The organism is Nocardioides sp. NPDC004968 (assembly GCF_040608935.1).
In the GTDB taxonomy this organism is placed as follows: Bacteria; Actinomycetota; Actinomycetes; order Propionibacteriales; family Nocardioidaceae; genus Nocardioides.
Genome location: NZ_JBEXJF010000007.1, coordinates 69,477 through 92,938, shown reverse-complemented (window position 1 = coordinate 92,938; position 23,462 = coordinate 69,477). Strand labels below are relative to the sequence as shown.

The window sequence follows — 23,462 nt, the reverse complement described above, 5'->3', positions numbered from 1 at the left end:
CCCCTTCAGAGGTGTGCTGTGATGAGTCTGATTCTACGCCTCCAGCCCGTCCCTGGCTATCTATTTTCCCAGGTCAAGCACCGTTTTAGCGGTGAGCGAACGGCCTAGCATCTGTGGATGGTAAGTGGCCCGAAGGCCACCCGCGCACCCCTCGACCCCGACCTTTCGAGCAACGATTCCGCTGCGCCACACCCGGGCCGCCGCCCCGATAGCCAGCCAAGTCCTTTCTCGATCTGGTCCGGAGTCCAGGACCGCGAAGCGGCCGGCGAAGCCGGCGGGCCGAAGGCCCGTCCTTGACGCCGGTCCAGATCGAGAGACCCTCAAAGAACGGGTCGGCGGCTCACACCAACCAAGAAGAAACAGCAGCCCATAGGCCCCTCACAGCCGGACAAAACAACGATCACAGACCCACCCCCGAGCGTGGCCGTCATGACCCAACTCCTCGACCCACCCACGGCAACATCGCCAGCGAAAACGACAACGAGATGGCGCCCAACCCCCGAGCGCACATCACTCATAATTCTGCTGACCCTGACAGCAGCCGCGTACCTGTGGACGCTGTCGGAGTCTGGATACGCCAATCAGTACTACTCAGCCGCCGCACAAGCCGGCGGCGAGAGCTGGAAGGCGTGGTTCTTCGGGGCGCTCGACGCGAGCAGCTCGATCACGGTCGACAAGCCGCCGGCGTCGCTGTGGGTGATGGGCCTGTCCGTACGCCTCTTCGGACTGTCCTCGTGGAGCATCCTGGTGCCGCAGGCGCTGATGGGTGTCGGGACCGTCGGGCTCGTCTTCGCCATAGTGAAGAAGGTCGCGCCGTGGCAGGCGGCGGTCGCGGCGGGGGCGTTGACCGCGCTGACCCCGGCGGCGGCGCTGATGTTCCGGTTCAACAACCCGGACGCGCTGCTGCTCCTGCTGCTGGTCGGTGCCGGGTTCTCGACGCTCAAGGCGATCGAGACCGGCAAGGGCAGGTGGATGGTGCTGGCCGGTGTGCTGCTCGGCTTCGGCTTCCTGACCAAGATGCTGCAGGCGTTCCTGATCATCCCGGCGATGGCGGTCGTCTACCTGATCGCGGGCAAGGGATCGTTCGGCAGGAGGATGACCCACGGCATCGCCTGCTTCGTCGCCATGGTCGCGAGCGCCGGCTGGTACATCGCGATCGTCGAGCTCATCCCCGAGTCATGGCGCCCCTACATCGACGGCTCGACCGGCAACTCGCTCCTCGAGCTGACGCTGGGTTACAACGGCGTCGGCCGGCTCAACGGCGGCGACTACGGCGGCCTCGGCAACGCCGGCTTCTCCAGCGCGGCCGGGATCCTGCGGCTCTTCCAGGGCGTCTCCGGCGGCATGGTCTCCTGGCTGCTCCCGGCGGCACTGCTCCTCCTCGTCACCGGGCTCGTCGCGCTGCGCAAGTCGCCGCGTACCGACCTGACCCGTGCCGCGCTGATGCTCAGCGGCGCCACGATGCTCGTCACCGGCCTGGTCTTCTCCTTCATGGAGGGCATCTACCACGACTACTACGTGGTCGCGCTGGCTCCGTGGATCGCGATCACCGCGGTCGTCGGCGCGGCCGTCCTATGGCGCAGTATGTGGCGCGACCGTGACAGCCTCTTCGCCCGGATCACCCTGGCGGTAGCGATGGCCGGCAGCGCCGTGTGGGGCTGGGTGCTCCTCGGGCAGTCGGGTGAGCAGCCGTACGACGCGCTGCGCTGGCCCGTCCTGATCATCGGTCTCGGCGTCGCTGCCGCGTTCGTCTTCGCGGACAGGCTCACCCGCCGGGCAGCTGCGGCGGTCCTCGCGGCGGCAGCCGTGACTGTGGGCCTCGGTCCTGCGGCGTACGCGATCCAGACGATCGGCACCGCCCATACCGGCTCGATCGTGACGGCCGGGCCGTACGAGGGCGGCGGCATGGGCGGGATGGGCGGTGGTCGCCCCGGTGGTGCCGGCGGCGGCCCCGGTCCTCAGGCCCAGAACGGGACCCCGCCGACCGGCCAGATGCCGCAGACGCCTGGCGGCGGGTTGCCCGACGGCATGCCCGGCGGGACCCGCGGAGGCGGAATGATGGGCGGTGGCAACGTCGACGAGGAGCTCGCCGAGGCGGTCAGCACGAACGCCGGCAACTACACCTGGGTGGCCGCGACGATCGGCTCCCAGACCGCGGCCGGCCTCCAGTTGGAGACCGGCGAGGCCGTGATGGCGATCGGTGGCTTCAACGGCACCTCGAACAGCATCACGCTCGAGCAGTTCCAGGAGTACGTCGCCAACGGCGAGATCCACTACTTCATCGCCGGCGGCGGCATGGGCGGGATGGGCGCCCGGGGAGGCAACAGCGACGAGACCTCCAGCGCCTCCCAGATCAGCGCCTGGGTGGAGGAGAACTTCACCCAGACCACGATCGGCAGCTCCACGGTCTACGACTTGACCGAGGGGGCCGCATGACCGCGGACACGACACTCGCGAGCGGACTGCGGGTCGTCGACGAGAAGCGACTGCTGACGACGATCGACCTGGTGATCCCGGTCCACAACGAGGAGACGGGCCTGGAGGAGTCTGTACGCCATCTCGACGGCTACCTGCGCACCCTGCCCTACTCCACGACGATCACGATCGCCGACAACGCCAGCACCGACGGCACCTGGGAGATCGCGGGGCGGCTCGCGACCGAGATCACCCGGGTCCGCGCGATCCACCTCGACCAGAAGGGCCGGGGCAGAGCGCTCAGGGCGGCCTGGTCCACCTCGCGGGCGGAGGTGGTCGGCTACATGGACGTCGACCTCTCCACCGACCTGCGGGCGCTGCCGCCCCTGCTCGCCCCGCTGCTCTCGGGCCACTCCGATGTCGCGATCGGGTCCCGGCTGGCCCGCGGTAGCCGGATCGAGCGGGGCCCGAAGCGCGACTTCCTGTCCAAGGGCTACAACCTGCTGTTGCGCGGTGTCCTGTCCGCGGAGTTCACCGACGCCCAGTGCGGCTTCAAGGCGCTCCGCCGCGACGTCGCCGAGAAGCTGCTCCCGCTGATCGAGGACGACAGCTGGTTCTTCGACACCGAGCTGCTCGTCCTCGCCTCCGAGGCCGGGCTGCGCGTACACGAGGTGCCGGTCGACTGGGTCGACGACCCCGACTCGCGCGTCGACATCGTCAAGACGGTCAAGGAGGATCTCGATGGGATCCGCCGGCTGCTGTTCGGGCTGGTCAGCGGCCGGATCGACCTCAGTGGCGTACGTCCTCCCGGACCCGTCCGCAGCCCGAGCCTGGCGGCTCAGGTGATCCGGTTCGGCGCCATCGGGGTGATGAGCACACTGGCGTACCTGCTCCTCTACGTCCTCCTCCGCACCGCCGTCGGAGCGCAGGCGGCCAACCTCATCGCGCTCCTGGTGACCGCGGTCGCCAACACCGCGGCCAACCGCCGGCTGACCTTCGGGATCACCGCGCGGCAGGGCGCGGTGAAGCATCACGTCGCCGGGCTGGCCGCCTTCGGGGTCGGGCTGGCACTGACCTCGGGATCGCTCGCGCTCCTCCACGTGGCCGCGCCGACACCCGCGCGAGCCATCGAGATCGTCGTGCTCGTGGCCGCCAACGCCGCGGCAACGCTGATCCGCTTCATCGCCCTCAGGTGGGTGATGAGTCCGCGCTCGTGAGCCGCTGGGAGCCGATGACGCGGAGCAGCTCGAGCTTCTCCGCGGCATCGGTGCCCTCGGCCGGGAAGTAGGCGAGCAGCTTCACGTCGGCCTCCTCGGTGAGCAGGACCTCGCAGCGCACGGCGACCGGGCCGACCTCCGGATGGATGAACGTCTTCAGGTCGGCACGCCGCACGCCGACCTGGTGCTGCTCCCACAGCCCGCGGAACTCCTCGCTCGCGGCGAGGAGGTCGTGCACCAGCGAGCTGATGTCGGAGTCGCCGGCCCGCCGGGCGTACGTCGCCCGCAGATCCATCACGTGGCTCGCCGACATCCGGTCCCAGTCCTCCCGCGGCGCCGGCCGGCGGTCGGGCTCGGTGAACCAGCGCCACACCAGGTTGCGGTCCCGGCCGGGCCCGTCGGGCAGCGGCGGAAGCAGCGTGGTGGCGAGCGGGTTGAGCCAGGCGATCTCGCCGGTGTCGGTGCAGATCACGACGGGGATGTCGGTCAGCCGCCGGGCGAGGGCGATCAGGCCGGGACGTACGTAATGGCCCGCCCGCCGCAGAGGCGGCGTCATCCCGGCGAGGTAGAAGACGTGGTCGCGCTCGTCGAGATCGCACTGCAGCGCCCGTGCGATCGCGGAGAGCACCGACTCCGACGGCGCCGACCCGCGTGCCTGCTCCAGCCGCGTGTAGTGGTCGGTCGAGACCCCGGCGAGCGAGGCGACCTCCTCCCGCCGAAGTCCAGGCGTACGCCGCCGTAACCCGGCCGGGAGGCCGACATCGGAGGGCCGGAGCAACTCCCGGCGACGGCGGAGGAAGTCGGCGAGCTCACGGCGGTCGGTCACGCTCCTCATCCTCCGTCGGTGGCGTCCGGTTATCCAGGGACGGCTCGTCCCTGGATGTGCCGTGCCTCCCGAGGGTCCGTCGAGGGCCGCACGCTGGACGTCATGACGACCCACAACATCAAGTTCAGCAGCCGACAGCTCGGCAAGAACGGCCCCACGGTCACCTCCCCCGCGCTGGGCGGGATGAGCCTCTCCGGCGCCTACGGCGAGGTCGACGACGAGGAGGGCGTACGCGTCATCCACGCCTACCTCGACGCCGGCGGCACCCTGATCGACACCGGCGATTTCTACGGCGCCGGACACAACGAGATGCTGATCGCCCGGGCGCTGCGCGAGCGTGATCGCGACGACGTGGTGCTCTCGGTGAAGTTCGGCGCACTGCTCACCCCGGTCGGGATGCCGGCCGGCTTCGATGGCCGGCCCGAGGCGGTCAGGTCCTCGCTGACCTACTCCCTCCAGCGTCTCGGCACCGACCACGTCGACATCTACCGCCCCGCCCGTCTCGACCCGCAGGTGCCGATCGAGGAGACCGTGGGCGCGGTCCAAGAGCTCGTGGAGGCGGGATACGTACGCCACATCGGGCTCAGCGAGGTCAGCGCCGACACGATCCGGCGGGCTGCCACGGTGGCCCCGATCAGCGACCTGCAGATCGAGTACTCCCTGCTCAGCAGGGGGATCGAGACCAACGGCATCCTCGACACCTGTCGTGAGCTGGGCATCGGCATCACCGCGTACAGCGTCCTCGGCCGCGGCCTGATCGGCGGTAGTGGCACCCTCGGTGGCTCGCTCGCCCACATGCCGCGCTTCCAGGGCGACAACCTCGACCACAACCGCGCGCTGCTCACCACCCTGGAGGAGATCGCCGCGGCCAAGGGCGTCACCCTGGCCCAGCTCGCGATCGCCTGGGTCGCCGCCCGCGGCGAGCACATCGTCCCTGTCATCGGCTCTCGCCGGGTCAGCCAGGTCGAGTCGATGGCAGGTGCGAACGACGTCACCCTCGACGACGCCGATCTCACTCGAATCGACGCCGCCGTGCCCGTCGGCGCCGCCCGCGGCGACCGCTACCCGACCCAGTTCATGGCGCAGCTCGACAGCGAGCTGTGAGGACGTGAGGAAGACCACAGGTATTGGACCGATACAACCGGCCAAGCCTGGTGTCCACCTGCTGATCTGCCCTACCGTTACCGGCCAGTAACCAGCACGGTGGGGTTCCGGACCCCCGCCGGTCATGAATCGGTCACGCGCTGATCGGCTGACCGGGATCCCACCATGCTGGAGACTGAAGACACTGCGCAGCTAGACCCAAGGAGTCGAGGATGCTCATCGGAGTGACCCGAGAGACGCTGGTCAAAGGTTCGGCCGGGGAGACCCGGGTAGCGGCCACCCCCACGACCGTCAAACAACTGACCGGTCTGGGCTATGACGTCGTCATCGAGGGTGGAGCCGGAGAGGCGTCCAGCTTCAAGGACGAGGCGTACGCCGAGGCCGGCGCCCGCATCGGCACGGCCGCCGACGCGTGGGGTGCCGACCTGGTCTTCCGGGTCAACGCGCCTTCCGTCGGCGAGGTCGAGCTGCTGAAGAGTGGCGCCACCCTGGTCGCCCCGCTGGCGCCGGCGCAGAACAGCGAGCTGCTCGACGCCCTGGCCGCCCGCAAGGTCGACGCCTTCGCGATGGACGCCGTGCCGCGCATCTCGCGGGCACAGTCCATGGACATCCTCTCCAGCCAGGCCAACATCGCGGGCTACCGCGCCGTGGTCGAGGCGGCCCACCACTTCGGCCGCTTCTTCACCGGCCAGGTGACCGCGGCGGGCAAGGTGCCGCCGGCGAAGGTGCTCGTGGCCGGTGCCGGTGTGGCCGGTCTGGCCGCGATCGGTGCGGCGAGCTCGCTGGGCGCGATCGTGCGCGCCACCGACCCTCGTCCGGAGGTCGCCGACCAGGTCAAGTCGCTCGGCGGTGAATACCTGAAGGTCGAGGTCGAGGTCGAGAAGTCGACCGACGGCTACGCCAAGGCGACCTCGGAGGCCTACGACCAGCGCGCCGCGGAGATCTACTCCGAGCAGGCCGAGGACGTCGACATCATCGTGACGACCGCGCTGATCCCGGGCCGCCCGGCGCCGAAGCTGATCACGGCGGCCGACGTGGCGAGCATGAAGTCCGGTTCGGTCATCGTCGACATGGCGGCCGCGATGGGCGGCAACGTCGAGGGCACGGTGAAGGACGAGGTCGTCACCACCCCCAACGGCGTCACGATCATCGGCTACACCGACCTCCCCGCGCGTCTTCCCGCGCAGTCCAGCCAGCTCTACGGCACCAACCTGGTGAACCTGATGAAGCTGGTGACCCCGGAGAAGGACGGCGTACTCGCCCTCGATCTCGAGGACCAGGTCCAGCGCGGCCTGACCGTCGTGCACGACGGCGGCGTGCTCTGGCCGCCCCCGCCGGTCCAGGTCTCCGCGGCTCCGGCCGCGGCAGCTCCGGCCGAGGTGGCGGTGAAGGAGACTCAGAAGCCGCTCTCTGCCTCCGCCAAGCTCGCCCTGGTCGGCACCGGTGCGCTCGCTCTCTTCCTGCTCAACGCGGTCGCTCCGGCCGAGATCACCCGCCACTTCACCGTGCTGACGCTGTCGATCGTGATCGGGTTCTACGTGATCGGCCACGTGCACCACGCGCTGCACACCCCGCTGATGTCGGTGACCAACGCGATCTCCGGGATCGTCGTCGTGGGCGCCCTGCTGCAGCTCACCGTCGCTGACAACGTGGTGCTCGTGCTCGCGGGCATCGCCACGCTGCTGGCGAGCATCAACATCTTCGGTGGCTTCGCCGTGACCCGCCGCATGCTCTCGATGTTCCGGAAGGCCTGAGGTAAGTACGTCATGGATATCTTCTCGATCGCTGGTGCGGCCTACCTCGTCGCCGCCCTCCTCTTCATCCTGTCGCTGGCAGGTCTGTCCAAGCACGAGACCGCCTCGCAGGGTTGGCTCTACGGCGTGGGCGGCATGACGCTGGCGCTGGTCGCGACCGTCATTCAGGTCGTCGACGGCGGCACCACCACCGCGGTGATCGTGCTGGTCGTCGCTGTCTCGGTCGGTGCGGTCATCGGCCTGTGGCGTGCCAAGGTCGTGGAGATGACCGGCATGCCCGAGCTGATCGCGCTGCTGCACTCCTTCGTGGGTCTCGCGGCCGTCCTGATCGGCTGGAACGGCCACCTCGAGGCCGCTGCCGGCCACGTCCACGGTGGAGCCATCCACTCGGCCGAGGTCTTCATCGGCGTCTTCATCGGTGCGGTCACCTTCACCGGCTCGATCGTCGCATTCCTCAAGCTCTCCGCGCGGATGAAGTCGGCGCCGCTGATGCTGCCCGGAAAGAACGTCATCAACATCGGCGCCCTGGTCGTCTTCGTGATCCTGACGGTCGTCTACGTCATCAACCCGACGCTCCCGCTGCTGATCGCGGTCACCGTCGTGGCGCTGGCGCTCGGCTGGCACCTGGTCGCCTCCATCGGTGGCGGTGACATGCCGGTCGTGGTCTCGATGCTCAACAGCTATTCCGGCTGGGCCGCGGCCGCCTCCGGGTTCCTCCTCGGCAACGACCTGCTGATCGTCACCGGTGCCCTGGTCGGGTCCTCGGGTGCGTACCTCTCCTACATCATGTGCAAGGCCATGAACCGCTCGTTCATCTCGGTGATCGCCGGTGGCTTCGGCATCGAGGCCGGGCCTGCCGGTGACGTCGACTACGGCGAGCACCGCGAGATCAACGCCGAGGACACCGCCGAGCTCCTTGCCGGTGCCTCCTCCGTCGTGATCACCCCGGGCTACGGCATGGCCGTCGCCCAGGCGCAGTACCCGGTCGCCGAGCTCACCCGGATCCTGCGGGACAAGGGCGTGGACGTACGTTTCGGCATCCACCCCGTCGCCGGCCGTCTCCCGGGTCACATGAACGTGCTGCTGGCCGAGGCCAAGGTGCCCTACGACATCGTCCTGGAGATGGACGAGGTCAACGACGACCTGGCCGAGACCGACGTCGTCCTGGTCATCGGTGCCAACGACACCGTGAACCCGGCCGCCGCCGAGGACCCCACCAGCCCGATCGCCGGCATGCCTGTCCTGCGCGTGTGGGAGGCCAAGAACGTGGTCGTCTTCAAGCGGTCGATGGCCGCGGGCTATGCCGGTGTGCAGAACCCGCTCTTCTTCCGGGAGAACACGCAGATGCTCTTCGGCGACGCCAAGACCAAGGTCGACGAGATCGTCAACGCCCTCGCCCGGGTGCCTGCCTGACCTGGATAAACAACACCTGACCAGCGGAAACGTGACGCAAGTCTCGCCCTGGTGAATTCTGCACGGCTCGGGCACGACACCCAGAATGAGTGTCGTGTCCGAGCCGTTTACAGACTCCCTCGAGTCGATCCGCGTCCCCCATACGTTGCTGGAGGACGCGCTCGGCTACGTGACCAGCATCGTGGTGACCTCGCTGGGGCTCTACCTGATCCAGTCGGTCGGAGCGGTCACCGGCGGCACCGCCGGACTGAGCCTGCTGGTGAGCTACTGGACCGGGCTGCCGTTCGAGGTGCTGTTCGTCCTGGTCAACCTGCCCTTCTTCGGGCTCGCGCTCTCCAAGAAGGGCATCGGGTTCACCCTCCGGTCGCTCGGCTGCGTCATCGCGGTCTCGGCGATGACCCGGGTCCACGCCGACCTGCTTCCGCTCGAGGGCCTCGACACCGTCTACGGGGTCGTGGCCGGCAACCTGCTCGTCGGCCTCGGGCTCCTGGTGATCTTCCGCCACGGTGCCTCGCTGGGCGGGTTCAACGTGCTCGCCCTGCTCCTGCAGGAGCGGCTCAACCTCCGGGCCGGGTACGTCCAGATGGGCCTCGACGTCAGCGTCATCCTGCTCGCGCTCTTCGTCGTCTCGCCGGCGACCGTTCTCCTCTCCGCCCTCGGCGCGGTCGTCCTCAACATCATCCTGGCCTTCAACCACCGGCCCGGCCGCTACCTCGCCTGACGCTGCCCTGAGACGTTTGTCTTCCAAGTCGGTCGACATTGCAGAATAGAGGCATGACTGCCGCGAAGCGCGCGCCCCAGGCCGGCGCCGAGGACCTGACCGAGCACCTGCGTGACCGCTGGTCGGTGAGTGTCTTCGACCCGGCCCACGAGCTCGCCGACGCCGAGATCAGGGTGCTCCTCGAGGCGGCCCGGTGGGCGCCGAGCGCGGGCAACAGCCAGCCGTGGTCGTTCCTGGTGCTGCCCCGGGGGTCCGCCGGTCACGCGACGTTCGTGAGCCACCTCTCGCGCGGCAACTCCGGCTGGGTGCCGCGGGCATCGGCCGTGTTCGTCGCGATCTCCCAGGTCGGGGTGGGCCCGGACGGCAACGGCCCGAAGTGGTCGGACTACTCCCACTACGACCTCGGTCAGGCGGCCGCTCATCTCACCGTCCAGGCCGCCTCCCTCGGCCTCTCCTCCCACCAGTTCGCCGGGTTCGACCACGATGCCGTGGCAGCGGCCTTCGGCGTACCGGACTGGTGGAAGGTGATGACCGGGATCGCGGTCGGCCTCCACGGCGACCCCGCGCAGGTCGACCCGCGCGACGCCGAGCGCGAGGAGCGCGAGCGCGTCCGGCGGCCGCTCGAGGAGATCGCCTTCGCCGACAAATGGGGCACGCCGTGGGTCTGATACCCCGGGGCATCCGTCCCGGAAGGCTTTAAAAAGGACGTACCCATCGGGGCATCGGTCTAAGGTTCCTGGGTGGAGAACGGTCAGGCAACAGGTCGACTCCGGCGCGTCGTGGCAGCTGTGTTCGTGCTGGGGGTGCTGGGCGCTGGTCTGGTGACGACCGCGCCGGCGGCGGTCGCGGCGCCCAACGACGGTGTCGGCGAGTCCTCGCGCACCCGCTATGTGCTCGACGAGAAGGCCAAGACCGTCAAGGTGAAGGCCGAGGTCACCGTCACCAACCAGCAGCCGAGCACGGCCACTACCTACTACTTCCTGACCGGCCACGCGATCCCGATCCCGGCCGGGGCGACGAAGGTGAGGGCGACCAGCAACGGCGCGAACCTCCCGGTGAGTACCGAGAAGATCAAGGGCACCGGTCTCGCGGTGGTGACGGTGTCCTTCCCGAACCTCTACTACGGCAAGTCACGCACGATCACCTGGACGTACGAGCTGAAGGGCGCCCCGATCCGGGCGAAGAAGAACCACACCCGGATCGGCGAGGGGTACGCCGTCTTCCCCGTGATCGGCCTCGGTGACGACGGGCAGGTGACCGTCGACGTCGTGCTGCCGAAGTCGATGACGTTCACCGCCTCCTCGGGCGACTTCAGCAAGCGGACCAAGGGCAAGACGACGACCTGGCACTCCGAGGGCGACTTCGTCGACGCCGGCGTCTCCGCCCGCGACCCCAAGGCCTTCGACGAGAAGAAGATCAAGGTCGGCGACACGAAGCTGTCGCTGCAGAGCTTCCCCAAGGACAAGGAGTGGATCGACTTCGCCGAGAAGCGGGTCACCGAGGGCATGCCGGTGCTGGAGGAGCTGACCGGCAACGAGTGGCCCGGTGGGCTGGAGACGATTCGTGAGGACGGCTCGGCGGAGGCGGTCGGCTACGCCTGGTTCGACTCCGACGCCGACGAGATCGTCGTCTCCGAGGACCTGGACACGGCGATCCTCTACCACGAGATGACCCACGCCTGGATCAACCCCGACATCGTCGAGGGCCGCTGGCTGAGCGAGGGCCTGACCGAGCTCGTCGCCCAGCACGCGACGGAGAAGGTCGGCGCCAAAGGGCAGAAGTACGGCAAGGTGAAGCGTCGCAGCAAGGCCGCGTTCCCCCTCCTGACCTGGGATGCCGCCGGCTGGAGCCAGGAGAAGGACGCGTACGGCTACCCGGCTGCCTACACAGCCGTCTCGGCCATGCTCGCGGACCTCTCCGACGAGGAGCTGACCCATGTGGTCGACGACGTCTACGACGGCCGCAGCGGGTACGACGCCGCCGATGACGAGATCACCAGCGGCCCGGTCGACTGGCGCCTCTTCCTCGACATCGTGCAGCGGTATGACACCGACGCCTCCCCGGAGAAGCCGCTGAAGAACTGGGTGCTCACCCGCGCCGAGGCCAAACAGCTCGAGCCCAGGGCCGAGGCCCGCAAGACGTACGCCGAGATCGACCGCGTCAACGGCGAGTGGCTGCCGCCGCTGGGTCTCCGCGACGTCATGGCCGCGTGGACCTTCGAGGACGTGGACGGTGTCGTCGGCCTGATCGGTGAGGCGAACGCCGATGCCGCCGCAGTCCAGGAGGCGGCCGAGAAGGCCGATCTGCCGGTGCCGGCCGCGGCGAAGGAGGCCTACGAGGGCGCCAACGAGGACGACCGGTATCACGAGCTCGCCACCACGCTGCCCCGCACCGCCGAGGTGATCACCGAGGTCGGTGACGCGACCGCCGACGTCGAGGGCATGCAGAACCCGCTGACCGAGCTCGGTGAGCTGGTGCTGTTCCTCGACGTGGGCGCGGCCAGTGCTCGAGCCGACCTGAACAACGGCTATCTCGAGGACGCCTCGGCCACCGCCGCCGGGGTACGCGCGCGGGCCGACTGGGCACTGGTCGTCGGACTGGTCGCGCTGCTGGTGCTCGCTTGCGCGGCGTACGCGGCGTATCGGGTGTTCTGGAACCCGTCGGCGCGACGCCGGCGGGTCGAGCGCAAGGCCTTCCTCGTGCAGGCGAAGAAGACGAGGAAGGCGGGAGCTCCGTGGGACTCTCGACCTGCCTGGCCGCCGATGCCGCCCGTGCCGCCGGCGCAGCCGCCGGGTCCGCCGCCGGGTCCGCCGTCAGTCGGTGGCGAGCTCCTCGGCGTACAGCGCGGCCCCGACGGCCCCCGCGGTGTTGAGCAGCTTCGCCGGGATGATCTCGGTGTCCAGGTCGAGCAGCGGCAGGAATTCCGCCGCCTCCTTCGAGACCCCTCCGCCGACAAGGAATAGGTCGGGGGAGAAGAGCATCTCCAGGTGCTGGTAGTACCTCTGCAGCCGCTTGGCCCAGTGCCTCCAGGAGAGCTCCTCGCGCTTGCGGGCGATGTTGGAGGCGCGGGTCTCGGCGTCGTGGCCGTCGAGCTCGAGGTGGCCGAGCTCGGAGTTGGGCACGAGCACGCCGTCGTAGAGGAGCGCCGAGCCGATGCCGGTGCCGAGCGTGGTCATGATGACCAGTCCACGGCGGCCCTTAGCGGCGCCGTAGCGCACCTCGGCCAGGCCGGCGGCGTCGGCGTCGTTGACCACGTGCACGTCCCGGCCGGTGGCCGCGGTGAAGATCGCGTCCGCATCGGCGCCGATCCAGGACTTGTCGATGTTGGCAGCGGAGTGGACCACCCCGTGGCGTACGACTCCGGGGACGGTCACGCCGACCTTCCCGTCGTAGTCCGGGAACTGGGAGAGCAGATCCACGAAGATCTCGGCGATGGCGTCGGGGGTGGAGCGTTCGGGTGTCGGGATGCGTATGCGTTCCTCGGCGAACTCGCCGGTCGCGAGATCGATCGGGGCACCCTTGATGCCCGTGCCGCCGAAGTCGATGCCGAAGGGCAGGCTCGTCGTCATGACCCCATCCTATTTACAAGCACCGACGTGACGTACGACACTTGACATATCATCCTGATTTGTCAAAGGGGCCAACGATGGAGATCGCCAACAGCACGGTGCCCGACGGCTCGACCGAACAGTGGCGCGACAAGAAGCGCCATCTGTGGTTGCTCGGCCTGGTGGTGCCGCTCCTCGGGTTCATCGCGATCGGCGGCTGGCATCTCACCGACATCAGCGCGTTCCTGTGGACCGGTCCGATCATCATCCTGATCGTGGTCCCGGCCATCGACCTGTTCGCGGGGCTCGACAAGTCCAACCCGCCCGACGACATGATCGAGGCGCTGGAGAACGACAGGTACTACCGCTGGATCGTCTACTCCTACCTCCCGCTGCAGTACGCCGTCTTCATCGGCGGCATGGCCCTCGCCGCCCACGGCGCCCTGGACGGCCACACCCTGAGCATGATCGACCGGGTCGGGCTGGCGATCTCGGTCGGCTGCATCGGCGGCATCGGCATCAACACCGCCCACGAGCTCGGCCACAAGCGCGAGGACGTCGAGCGCTGGCTCTCCAAGGTCGCGCTCGCGCAGAGCTTCTACGGCCACTTCTACATCGAGCACAACCGCGGCCACCACGTCCGCGTCGCGACTCCCGAGGACCCGGCCTCGGCCAAGGTCGGCGAGTCCTTCTACACCTTCTGGCCGCGCACGGTCTCGGGCTCGCTGAAGAGCGCCTGGAGACTGGAGAAGAAGAGGTACGCCCGCCGCGACCAGCATCCGTTCCGGATCGGCAACGACGTACTCAACGCCTGGCTGATGTCGGCGGTGCTCTGGGGCGGGCTGATCCTGTGGCTCGGGCCCGTGGTGATCCCGTTCCTGCTGATCCAGGCCGTCGTCGGGTTCTCGCTGCTCGAGGTGATCAACTACATGGAGCACTACGGCATGCTGCGCCAACGCGTCGGCCGGCGCTACGAGCGCGTCGACCCCAGCCACTCCTGGAACTCCAACAACATCGCCACCAACGTGCTGCTCTACCACCTGCAGCGCCACAGCGACCACCACGCCAACCCCGTACGCCGCTACCAGACCCTGCGCGACTACAAGGAGTCTCCGGTGCTGCCGACCGGCTATGCCGGGATGATCCTGCTCGCGCTCGTGCCGCCGGTCTGGCGCCGGGTGATGGACCCCAGGGTGCTGGCGCACTTCGACGGCGACATGTCGCGGGCCAACATCCTGCCGCGCAAGCGGGACAGGATCCTGGCGAAGTATCCGGCGCCGGTCGCAGATCGTGCCGAGACCGGCGACGACACCGTCGTGCAGGTCATCGGCCAGGAGGTGCTGGCCGCCCGCTGTCCCGGGTGCGGCCACACCTACCGAGTGGAGGAGGGCAACGAGGCAGAAGGGTTCGCCGCCGGCACATCGTGGGGGGACGTGCCGGACGACTGGTGCTGCCCGGACTGTGGCGTGCGCGAGAAGGTCGACTTCGTGCCTCTCGCCTCGGACTCCGTCTCGTAGCTCTCCTCGGACGGCGACAGCCCCCGACCTCGTACGAGATCGGGGGCTGTCTGCTGCCGGCGACGGTCAGCGCTTTGCGAGCTCGGGTTCCCGCGGCTCCTCGGCGTAGTGGTCGGCGAGGTAGTGCCGCTCCAGGCTCTCGCCCTCGACGTCGACGTTCGGGAGGATCCGGTCGAGCCACTTCGGCAGCCACCAGGCCTTCTCCCTCATCAGGTACATCAGCGTCGGGATGAGGAGCATCCGCACGATGAAGGCGTCGAAGACGACCGCCGCGGCGAGTGCGAAGCCCATGGACTTGATGATCGGGTCGTCCATCAGGATGAAGCCCGAGAAGACGGCGGTCATGATCAGTGCGGCGGCCGTGACCACCCGGGCCGAGTTGCGGAATCCGTCGACCACGGCCTCCTTGTAGGAGGCGCCGTGGACGTGGGCCTCCCGGATCCGGGTGACCAGGAAGACCTGGTAGTCCATCGCCAGGCCGAAGACCAGCCCGATCAGGAAGATCGGCATGAAGCTGACGATCGGCTGGCCGTCGAAGATCCCGAAGGCACCCTCCTGGAAGACCGCTACGGTGACGCCGAGGGTGGCCAGGACCGACAGCAGGAAGCCGAGCGTCGCGGTCAGCGGCACCAGGATCGAGCGGAAGACGAGCATCAGCAGGAGGAACGCCAAGCCGATCACGATCGCGAGGTAGGGCAGCAGCGCGTCGTTCAGCTTCTCGGAGATGTCGGACATGATCGCGGAGGTGCCGGTGACCGCGAGGTCGGTGCCGGTCTCCTCCTCGAGGGCGCCTTCGCCCTCGCGCAGCTCCGCCAGCAGGTCCTCGGTCGCCTCGTCCTCGGGGGCGGTCTCCGGCTCGATCAGGATCACCGCGCCGTTCTCGTTGCCCGACGGGGGCACCACCTTGGCGACCCCGTCCAGGGAGCCGGCCCATTCCGCCACCCGGGCGTAGGTGGCCTGCTTGGCCGCCGCGTCGCCCGCCGTCTCACGGGCATCGACCACCAGCATCATCGGGTCGAGGCGGCCCGGGCCGAAGCCCTCCTCGACCAGCTCGACCGCCTGACGGCGCGAGCTGTCCGCGGGGGCCGTGCTGTCGCCCGGCATGCCCAGGTGCAGGTCCTTGAACGGGATGGCCAGGGCGCCCAGGCCGATGACCACGATCAGCACCCAGACGATGGGCGCCTTGCCGATGAACCGGGCCCAGCGGACACCGTTGTTGAGCACGCGGCCGTTGGCCTCGCGCTTGGGGTTGTAGTGGCGTACGGACAGGCCGAAGGCCTTCGACTTGAACACACCCAGCAGTGCCGGGAGCAGGGTCAGCGCGACCAGGACGGCGACCACGACGGTGGCCGCGGCGCCCAGGCCCATGTAGGTCAGGAACGGGATGCCGACGACGCTGAGCGCGGAGAGAGCGATCACGACGGTGAGGCCGGCGAAGACGACCGCGGAGCCGGCGGTGCCGACCGCGACGCCGATCGCCTCCTCACGGTCGTCGGTGTGGTCGAGCTCGCTGCGGTAGCGCGCCAGGATGAACAGCGCGTAGTCGATCCCGACCGCGAGGCCGATCATCGTGGCGAGCATCGGGGTGGTCGAGGAGACGTCGGTGAACGCGGTGAGCGCCGTGATTCCCATGGTGCCGATGCCGACGCCGATGGCGGCGGTGAGGATCGGGAGCCCGGCGGCCACGAACGAGCCGAAGGTCAGCAGCAGGATGAGCAGGGCGAGGACGATGCCGACCAGTTCGGCGCTGGCGCCGCCGATCTCTTGGACCTGCATGCCCTGGCCGCGTACCTCGACCTGGAGGCCGGAGGCCGCGTCGGCCTCCTCGACGACGTCGGTGACCTCCTGCTGCATCTCCGGGGTCACCTCGGAGACGTCGACGTCCTCGAACTGGGTCGAGATCAGGCCGATCCGGCCGTCGTCGGACAGTGTCGGCTGAGCCTCGAGCTGGCCGAGCAGCATCTGCAACGCCTGCTTCTCGCTCACCTGCTGACCGCTCTGCGCGGACATCGCCTGCGCCGTCGCCGGAGCGGCTGCCTCGGCCATCTCCGGGGTCCAGATGTAGGAGATCTGGTCGGGTACGTCGTCGAGCGCCGCGAGGCTCGCGACGACCTCGGCCACGGCGGCCTGGTTGTCGGAGCTCGTGAGGGTCTCGCCCTCGGGTGCGGCGACGACCACCTCGATGGAGGCGGCGTCGAGCACCGAGCCCTCCTCGCTGCCCATGATCTCGGGCAGCTCCTCGGCGGCCTCGACCGACTCGAGGCCGGGCATGGTGAAGGTCGTGGACATCGGCTTGGACATCGTGGTCGCCACGGCGCCGATCCCGATGATCACGATCATCCAGACGGCGACGAAGATCGGCCACCGCCGGTAGGCGGTCTTTCCGAGTCGATAGAGCAGCTTGGCCATTTCGGGGTTCCCCCTGGTCAGTGGTTCAGAACAGATCGACGAGGTCGTCGAAGATCCGGGTGAAGTGGTCGGCGACGGTGCCGGCCGAAGGATTGGCGAGGTAGGCGTCGAGCGCGGCGTCGAAGACGACGATCACCAGACGCAAGGCGACGCCGGCGAGCTCCGGGGTCATCTGGTCGCCTTCGCGTTGAGAGATCACCTCGGCGAAGTGAGCCGTCGCCTTCTCGAAGCGCGCGTGCGCGGCGTCGAGCACCTGCTTGTCGGTCTTCAGGACGCGACGGATGAGGACGAGGTCGTCGTGGTCCATCTTCTCGGCTTCGAGCACCGTACGCACGAGGACTCCGAGGTCGCGGCCGACATGTCCGGTGGGGCCGCCTCCGACGAAGGTCGCGCCCAGTTCCGGATCGGGCTCATGGTCGGGGCCGAGGACGGCATCCATCTTGCTCGGAACGTGGTTGAACAACGTACGTCGCGAGACGCCGACCCGCTCGGCGAGATGGTCCATGGTCCAGCCGTCGAAGCCGAACTCGTCGGTCATCTGGAGCGCGGCGCGATGGATGGCGGCCGCGGTGCGATCCCCTCGCATCATGCGATTGCACTTTTACTCATAGAGTGCATTGTTGCACCCTTGGGGTATTGGGTGCAAAACAGTGTGGGACAGTTCACCCGGCCCGTCATCCGCAGGGAGGCATGGCCGTAGACTTTGCCTTCATGGCGGCCGGCGCACCTGAAACCACCCGACAGCGGATCCTCGATGCCGCCGTCGAGATGACCACCGAGACCGGGTGGGCGAGTGTGACGATGTCCCGCATCGCCCAGCGGTGCGGGGTGAGCCGGCAGACGGTCTACAACGACATCGGCGCCAAGCCCACCCTGGCGAAGTCGCTGATCCTGCGTGAGCTGGAGCAGTTCCTCGCGGTCGTGAGCACCGCCTTCGCCCAGGAGGACGACTTCATCCGGGCGATCCGCCAGGCGACGTACGGCGTCCTCGACCGTGCCCAGGACAACAAGCTGCTGCACGCGGTCGTCTCGGCGACCCACGGTGCCGACACCGAGCTGCTGCCCTACCTCACCAGCCACAGCGAGGGACTGCTGGGCTATGCGACCGAGCTCATCCACGAGCACGTCGAGAAGTTCGAGCACGGGCTGACCGACGACCAGGCGGACACCGCCATCGAGATGACCGTCCGCGTGGTCCTCAGCCATGTCATGCAGCCCACCAAGTCACCCGACGAGACCGCCGACGACATCGCGTGGCTGATCTCGCGGGTCCTGAACGGCTGAGTTACCAGCGAGTTGGGTGCTGACCAGGCCTCGCCTAACCTTCCTGCGGGGAGGTAGATGGATGCGACAGGTCTCGTGGAGAGCGGCTGCGGCAATCGGCGCGGTGCTCGTGGTGACCCTGGCCGCCTGTGCGGGTGAGCCGTCGAAGCCGGCCTCGCCGAGCGGCAGCCCGAGCCCGAGCGCCAGCGGGGCAGCGAAGGACGAGAGCCCAATAGCCGACCCCTCGCACGCCGTCGACATCCCCGGCAAGCGCGAGGGCACGCTGCACTCCACCGACCTGCTGATCCTCTCCGAGGACACCCTCTCGTCCGCCGACGTCAAGAAGATCCGAGGACTCGACGGCGTCTCCGGCGTCGAGCAGATCTCGATGGCCCAGGTCAGCGTCGAGGGACGGCTGGTGAAGGTGGTCGCCGTCGATCCCGCGACCTACCGCAACTTCGCCCCCTTCCAGAGCGCCGACTCCGACGAGGTCTGGCAGCGCGTCGCCGGTGGCGAGGTGGCGATCGACCCCGAGCGCCAGGACGAGCTCCCGGCCGACAAGGACGGGTTCGTGCGGCTCGGCTCCAAGAAGGACGCGGCCTCCGTCCACGTCGGTGCCTACGCTCCCCAGCCGCCGGGTCTCGCCGCGGCCGTCGTCAACCACAAGTGGGGCGAGGAGATGGGCATGGAGAAGGGCAACGCGCTCATCGTCTCCACCGCCGCCATCGCCCCCAATCGCGTCGTCAAGCCGATCCAGACGGTCGTCGGCTCGGACGCCTCCGTCCAGCGCCTCGACGTCGTCGCCCGCGCGGGTCTCGACCCCAACGCTCCCCAGAAGGCGTACGTCGTCGGCACCGTCGCCGAGGCCGTCGGCAACTACACCTACCGGGCCAACGGCGATGGCACCATCACCCCCGCCTCCAGCTGGGTCAGCTCCCACATCGTGACCGCCCAGGTGCCGATCCTGGGCTCGGTGACCTGCAACAAGGTGATGATCCCGCAGCTGCGCGCCGCGCTCCAGGAGGTCGTCGACCGCGGCCTGGCCAAGAAGATCAATCCGTCGCAGTACGCCGGCTGCTTCTACCCCCGCTTCATCGCCAACACCACCCAGCTCTCCAACCACGCCTTCGGCACCGCCGTCGACCTCAACACCGCCGGCAACCAACGCGGCACCGTCGGCGAGATGGACCGCACCGTCGTCTCCATCTTCGAGCGCTGGGGCTTCACCTGGGGCGGCAACTGGAAGTGGACCGACCCCATGCACTTCGAGATGAACCGCATCGTCAAACCGGGCTGATCCGGGGTTGTTGCTGACCTGCTTGGGACCTCGCATCTACGCTGGGGGGCGTGACGATCCTCGATGACGCCCGCCCGGGCATGGACGACAGCATTCGGCCGCAGGACGACCTGTTCGGGTTCGTCAACGGCACCTGGCTCCGGGAGGTCGAGATTCCGTCCGACCGGTCCAGCTGGGGGCCGTTCGTGATGCTCGCCGACCAGGCCGAGAAGGACGTGCGCGCGATCATCGAGGAGCTTGCGGCCTCCGGCGGCGAGTCGGGCAGCGACGCCCAGAAGATCGGCGACCTCTTCGCGAGCTTCATGGACGTGGAGGGGGTGGCCGCGCGCGGCGTACGCCCTCTTGACGGCCTGAGGGCCGCCGTGGACGGGCTCCGCGACGCGGACGACCTGGCAGCGTTCCTGGGCGAGGTCGAGCGGATCGGCGGTCACGGGCTGTTCGGGTCCTACGTCGACAACGACGACAAGCAGTCCGACCGCTACATCTTCAACCTGCTCCAGGGCGGCCTCGGGCTGCCCGACAAGGACTACTACTTCGACGAGAAGTTCGCCGAGGTGCTGGCGAAGTACGTCGACTACCTGACCCGCCTCTACGAGCTCGCCGAGCACCCCGACCCGCGTGCGGCCGCCGAGACGATCATCAGGATCGACACCCGCCTGGCCGAGGGCCACTGGGCGCGCGAGGAGACCCGCGACAAGCAGAAGACCTACAACCTGCTGACTCTCGCCGAGCTGCGCGAGCTGGCCCCCAACTTCAACTGGGATGCGTACGTCCGCAACCTCTCCGGCTCGAAGCTGTCCACCGAGGCGGTGCTCGGTGAGGTGGTCGTGCGGCAGCCGTCGTTCTTCTCCCACCTCTCGACCGTGCTCGGCGAGGTCGACATCGACGACTGGAAGTCGTGGCTCTACTTCCACGTCCTGCGCTGGGCGGCGCCCTACCTGACCGACGACTTCGTCGAGACCAACTTCGACTTCTACGGGCGCACCCTCAACGGCACGCCTGAGCTGCGCGAACGCTGGAAGCGCGGGGTGGCGATCGTGGAGGGCGCGATCGGGGAGGCGGTCGGCAAGGAGTACGCCGCGCGTCACTTCCCGCCCGAGGCGAAGGCGCAGATGGACGAGCTGGTCCACAACCTCCTCGAGGCCTACCGCAAGTCGATCTCCGAGCTCGACTGGATGGGCGAGGAGACCAAGGAGAAGGCGTACGAGAAGCTCGACAAGTTCACGCCGAAGATCGGCTACCCGTCGAAGTGGCGGGACTACTCGGCGCTGACCATCTCCAAGGACGACCTGATCGGCAACGTCTCGGCGGCCTCGGTATTCGAGACCGACCGGCAGCTCGGCAAGCTCGGCAGCCCGGTGGACCGTGACGAGTGGTTCATGCTGCCGCAGACGGTCAACGCCTACTACAACCCCGGCACCAACGAGATCTGCTTCCCGGCCGGGATCCTGCAGCGCCCGTTCTTCGACAAGGACGCGCACCCGGCAGAGAACTACGGCGGCATCGGCGCGGTGATCGGCCACGAGGTCGGGCACGGCTTCGACGACCAGGGTGCCCAGTTCGACGGCGACGGCAACATGCAGGACTGGTGGTCGCCGGAGGACAAGGCGGCCTTCGAGGTGAAGACCAAGGCGCTCATCGAGCAGTACTCGGCGCTCTCGCCGCGGGACCTGCCGGGTGAGTTCGTCAACGGTGCGCTGACCGTCGGGGAGAACATCGGCGACCTGGGTGGCCTGACGATCGCGCACACCGCCTACATGCTCGCCACCGACGGTGCCGCCGGCGTCGGCGACCGGCAGCGGCTCTTCCTCAACTGGGCCTACGTGTGGCGTACGGTGCGACGCAAGGAGCAGGCGCAGCAGTACCTCACGATCGACCCGCACAGCCCGCCCGAGTTCCGTGCCAACATCGCCCGGAACCTGGACGAGTTCCACGAGGTTTTCGGCACCGCTCCTGGCGACGGACTGTGGCTCGATCCGGAGGACCGAGTGCGCATCTGGTGACATGCCCCCGGGTGCGTTTGGTTAATATTTGATAACGACGTAAACGAGTTACGCGGGGCGACCGCTTCATAAAGCTGCATTGCAGGAATTTGTTCGGTCGCACACCCGATTCGGGTGGAAGGATCCGGTCCCATCCTGGTCCTGATCTCGAGGAGTACCCCCATGCGTAGATTCGTTCGAGCGGCGGGCGCAACCACCGCTGCCGCCGTTGCAGGAACCGCCTTCATCGCCTCCTTCGGAAGCCCAGCCGGCGCCACCCCTGCCGACTCCGCCTCCGCCATCACGCCGACGAGCATCACGCAGACGGGCCTGGCTGCCCAGAAGGTCATCGACGACGGGTCGATCGCGGACAAGGCGATCCGCGCGCTGACGAGCAAGCCGTCGACCTGGAAGGTCGGCGCGGGCCAGGAGCTCGAGCCCGTGGTGACCCTGAAGGACACCAACGGTGCCACCCACGTCCGGATGAACCGGACGTACGAGGGCCTCGAGGTCGTCGGCGGCGACCTGGTCGCCCACCAGAGCAAGGCCGGCACCCTGACCTCGGTCTCCCAGGGGCTGACCAAGGTGCTCGACCTCTCGGTGAAGCCGGCCGTCAGCGAGACCGTGGCCACCAAGGCCGCGCTGACCCTGGACGCCGTGACCAAGACGATCACCAAGCTCCAGGCCGACAAGAAGTACGCACCCGAGCTCGTCGTCGACGCGGTCGACGGCGCCCCGACGCTGGCGTGGCGGGTGACCACCAAGGGCAAGCAGGCCGACGGCACCCCCTCGCGCCTGGCGACCTACGTCGACGCGGAGACGGGCAAGGTGCTGCGCCGGGTCGAGGGCATCCACACCATCGACGGCGAGGGCAGCACCCTCTACTCCGGGACCGTCCCGCTGCAGGTGAAGCAGAACGGCTCGACGTACGAGCTGCGTGACGAGACCCGCGGCGGCACCTACACGACCGACATGAACAACGCCGAGGACAGCCTGCTGTGCCAGCTTCTCGGGTTCGGCTGCGCGGCGGGAACTGTGGTCACCAGCCCGACCACCACCTTCGGCAACGGCTCCAACGACGACCGGGCGACCGCGGCCGCCGACGCGCAGTACGGCACCAACGTCACCTGGGACTACTTCAAGAACGTCCACGCCCGCGACGGCATCTTCGGTGACGGCTCGGGCTCCTACAACCGGGTCCACTACGGCAACGACTACGTCAACGCCTTCTGGGACGGCGAGAAGATGACGTACGGCGACGGCGACGGTGTCGGCTACGGACCGCTGGTCTCGCTGGACGTCGCGGGCCACGAGATGACCCACGGTGTCACCGAGAACACCTCGGGCCTGGAGTACTCCGGTGAGTCCGGTGGCCTCAACGAGTCGACCTCGGACATCTTCGGCACGGCGGTCGAGTTCTACGCCGACAACGCCGAGGACCAGGGCGACTACCTGATCGGTGAGTCCTTCATCCTCGACGGCGGCGACCCGCTGCGCCGGATGGACAACCCGTCCTTCGACGGCAACTCGGTCAACTGCTGGTCGTCCTCGACCGGGGGCCTCGACGTCCACTACTCCAGCGGCGTCGGCAACCACTTCTTCTACCTGCTCTCCGAGGGCTCGGGTACGAAGACGATCGGTGGGGTCGAGCACTCGAGCACGACCTGTGACAGCTCGACGATCGCCGGGATCGGTCGCGACAAGGCGGAGAAGATCTGGTTCCGGGCCAACTCGACCTACTTCACCTCGACCACCGACTACGCCGGCGCGCGCGACGCGACGGTGCAGGCGGCCTCGGACCTCTACGGCGCCTCCAGCCCCGAGGTCACGGCCGTCGAGGCGGCGTGGACCGCGGTCTCGGTGAGCTGATCTCGCCACATTGACAACAGAGTGGCCCGACGGCGCCGTTTCCTACAGGAGGCGGCGCCGTCGACCGCTTTGGGTAACTAAAGTACGAATTCGGGCGTGTGGTTATGCCGGTTCGGCGATTGGACGC

Annotated in this window: 16 protein-coding genes; 12 read left to right on the top strand and 4 right to left on the bottom strand. The window is 68.4% G+C overall.

Annotated features, from left to right (window positions below; genetic code table 11):
- Positions 1–429: 429 nt before the first annotated feature.
- Entirely contained in the window at positions 430–2,436 is a 2,007-nt protein-coding gene (locus ABZU72_RS10365) for a glycosyltransferase family 39 protein (RefSeq protein ID WP_355018777.1), read from the top strand.
- Positions 2,433–3,632: a glycosyltransferase gene (locus ABZU72_RS10360; protein ID WP_355018776.1), complete on the top strand. Its 1,200-nt coding sequence runs from the start codon at positions 2,433–2,435 to the stop codon at positions 3,630–3,632. The genes ABZU72_RS10365 and ABZU72_RS10360 overlap by 4 nt, the downstream gene beginning before the upstream one ends.
- Here the strand turns inward: ABZU72_RS10360 and ABZU72_RS10355 are convergent.
- Positions 3,604–4,458, bottom strand: coding sequence for a helix-turn-helix transcriptional regulator (locus ABZU72_RS10355; RefSeq protein ID WP_355018775.1), 855 nt, complete (start codon positions 4,456–4,458; stop codon positions 3,604–3,606). The two genes, ABZU72_RS10360 and ABZU72_RS10355, sit on opposite strands and share 29 nt — an antisense overlap.
- A 102-nt stretch (positions 4,459–4,560) precedes the next feature.
- On the opposite strand from ABZU72_RS10355, the gene ABZU72_RS10350 reads away from it, so the two are divergent.
- From ABZU72_RS10350 to ABZU72_RS10330, 5 genes are all read left to right on the top strand, one after another.
- Complete coding sequence (locus tag ABZU72_RS10350; protein WP_355018774.1) at positions 4,561–5,562, top strand: aldo/keto reductase; 1,002 nt, start codon at positions 4,561–4,563, stop codon at positions 5,560–5,562.
- Between the two features lie 212 nt (positions 5,563–5,774).
- Positions 5,775–7,316 (top strand): Re/Si-specific NAD(P)(+) transhydrogenase subunit alpha, encoded by a 1,542-nt coding sequence (locus ABZU72_RS10345; RefSeq protein ID WP_355018773.1) that lies wholly within the window; start codon positions 5,775–5,777, stop codon positions 7,314–7,316.
- Between the two features lie 12 nt (positions 7,317–7,328).
- The gene (pntB, locus tag ABZU72_RS10340; protein ID WP_355018772.1) at positions 7,329–8,729 is read left to right on the top strand and encodes a Re/Si-specific NAD(P)(+) transhydrogenase subunit beta; all 1,401 of its coding nucleotides are present in this window, start codon (positions 7,329–7,331) and stop codon (positions 8,727–8,729) included.
- Between the two features lie 85 nt (positions 8,730–8,814).
- Positions 8,815–9,450 carry a YitT family protein gene (locus ABZU72_RS10335; RefSeq protein WP_355018771.1) on the top strand — a complete coding sequence of 212 codons (636 nt, stop codon included), beginning with the start codon at positions 8,815–8,817 and terminating at the stop codon, positions 9,448–9,450.
- A gap of 53 nt (positions 9,451–9,503) precedes the next feature.
- Positions 9,504–10,118 carry a nitroreductase family protein gene (locus ABZU72_RS10330; RefSeq protein ID WP_355018770.1) on the top strand — a complete coding sequence of 205 codons (615 nt, stop codon included), beginning with the start codon at positions 9,504–9,506 and terminating at the stop codon, positions 10,116–10,118.
- A 2,145-nt stretch (positions 10,119–12,263) separates the two neighbouring features.
- Here the strand turns inward: ABZU72_RS10330 and ppgK are convergent.
- Entirely contained in the window at positions 12,264–13,019 is a 756-nt protein-coding gene (ppgK, locus tag ABZU72_RS10325; RefSeq protein WP_355018769.1) for a polyphosphate--glucose phosphotransferase, read from the bottom strand.
- Between the two features lie 77 nt (positions 13,020–13,096).
- Between ppgK and ABZU72_RS10320 the strand changes: the two genes are divergently transcribed.
- Positions 13,097–14,515 carry a fatty acid desaturase gene (locus tag ABZU72_RS10320; protein ID WP_355018768.1) on the top strand — a complete coding sequence of 473 codons (1,419 nt, stop codon included), beginning with the start codon at positions 13,097–13,099 and terminating at the stop codon, positions 14,513–14,515.
- Between the two features lie 66 nt (positions 14,516–14,581).
- On the opposite strand, the gene ABZU72_RS10315 is transcribed toward ABZU72_RS10320, so the two are convergent.
- Positions 14,582–16,924, bottom strand: coding sequence for an MMPL family transporter (locus ABZU72_RS10315; protein WP_355018767.1), 2,343 nt, complete (start codon positions 16,922–16,924; stop codon positions 14,582–14,584).
- Between the two features lie 25 nt (positions 16,925–16,949).
- Positions 16,950–17,510, bottom strand: coding sequence for a TetR family transcriptional regulator (locus tag ABZU72_RS10310; RefSeq protein ID WP_355018766.1), 561 nt, complete (start codon positions 17,508–17,510; stop codon positions 16,950–16,952).
- Positions 17,511–17,614: 104 nt separating this feature from the next.
- Here ABZU72_RS10310 and ABZU72_RS10305 point away from each other — a divergent pair, with 104 nt between their 5' ends.
- The 4 genes from ABZU72_RS10305 to ABZU72_RS10290 all read left to right on the top strand — a co-directional run bounded on the left by ABZU72_RS10305 (position 17,615) and on the right by ABZU72_RS10290 (position 23,335).
- Entirely contained in the window at positions 17,615–18,208 is a 594-nt protein-coding gene (locus tag ABZU72_RS10305; protein WP_355018765.1) for a TetR family transcriptional regulator, read from the top strand.
- A gap of 61 nt (positions 18,209–18,269) precedes the next feature.
- The gene (locus ABZU72_RS10300) at positions 18,270–19,484 is read left to right on the top strand and encodes a M15 family metallopeptidase (RefSeq protein WP_355018764.1); all 1,215 of its coding nucleotides are present in this window, start codon (positions 18,270–18,272) and stop codon (positions 19,482–19,484) included.
- Between the two features lie 50 nt (positions 19,485–19,534).
- Complete coding sequence (locus ABZU72_RS10295) at positions 19,535–21,487, top strand: M13-type metalloendopeptidase (protein WP_355018763.1); 1,953 nt, start codon at positions 19,535–19,537, stop codon at positions 21,485–21,487.
- Between the two features lie 162 nt (positions 21,488–21,649).
- Positions 21,650–23,335 (top strand): M4 family metallopeptidase, encoded by a 1,686-nt coding sequence (locus ABZU72_RS10290; RefSeq protein ID WP_355018762.1) that lies wholly within the window; start codon positions 21,650–21,652, stop codon positions 23,333–23,335.
- Positions 23,336–23,462 lie beyond the last annotated feature (127 nt).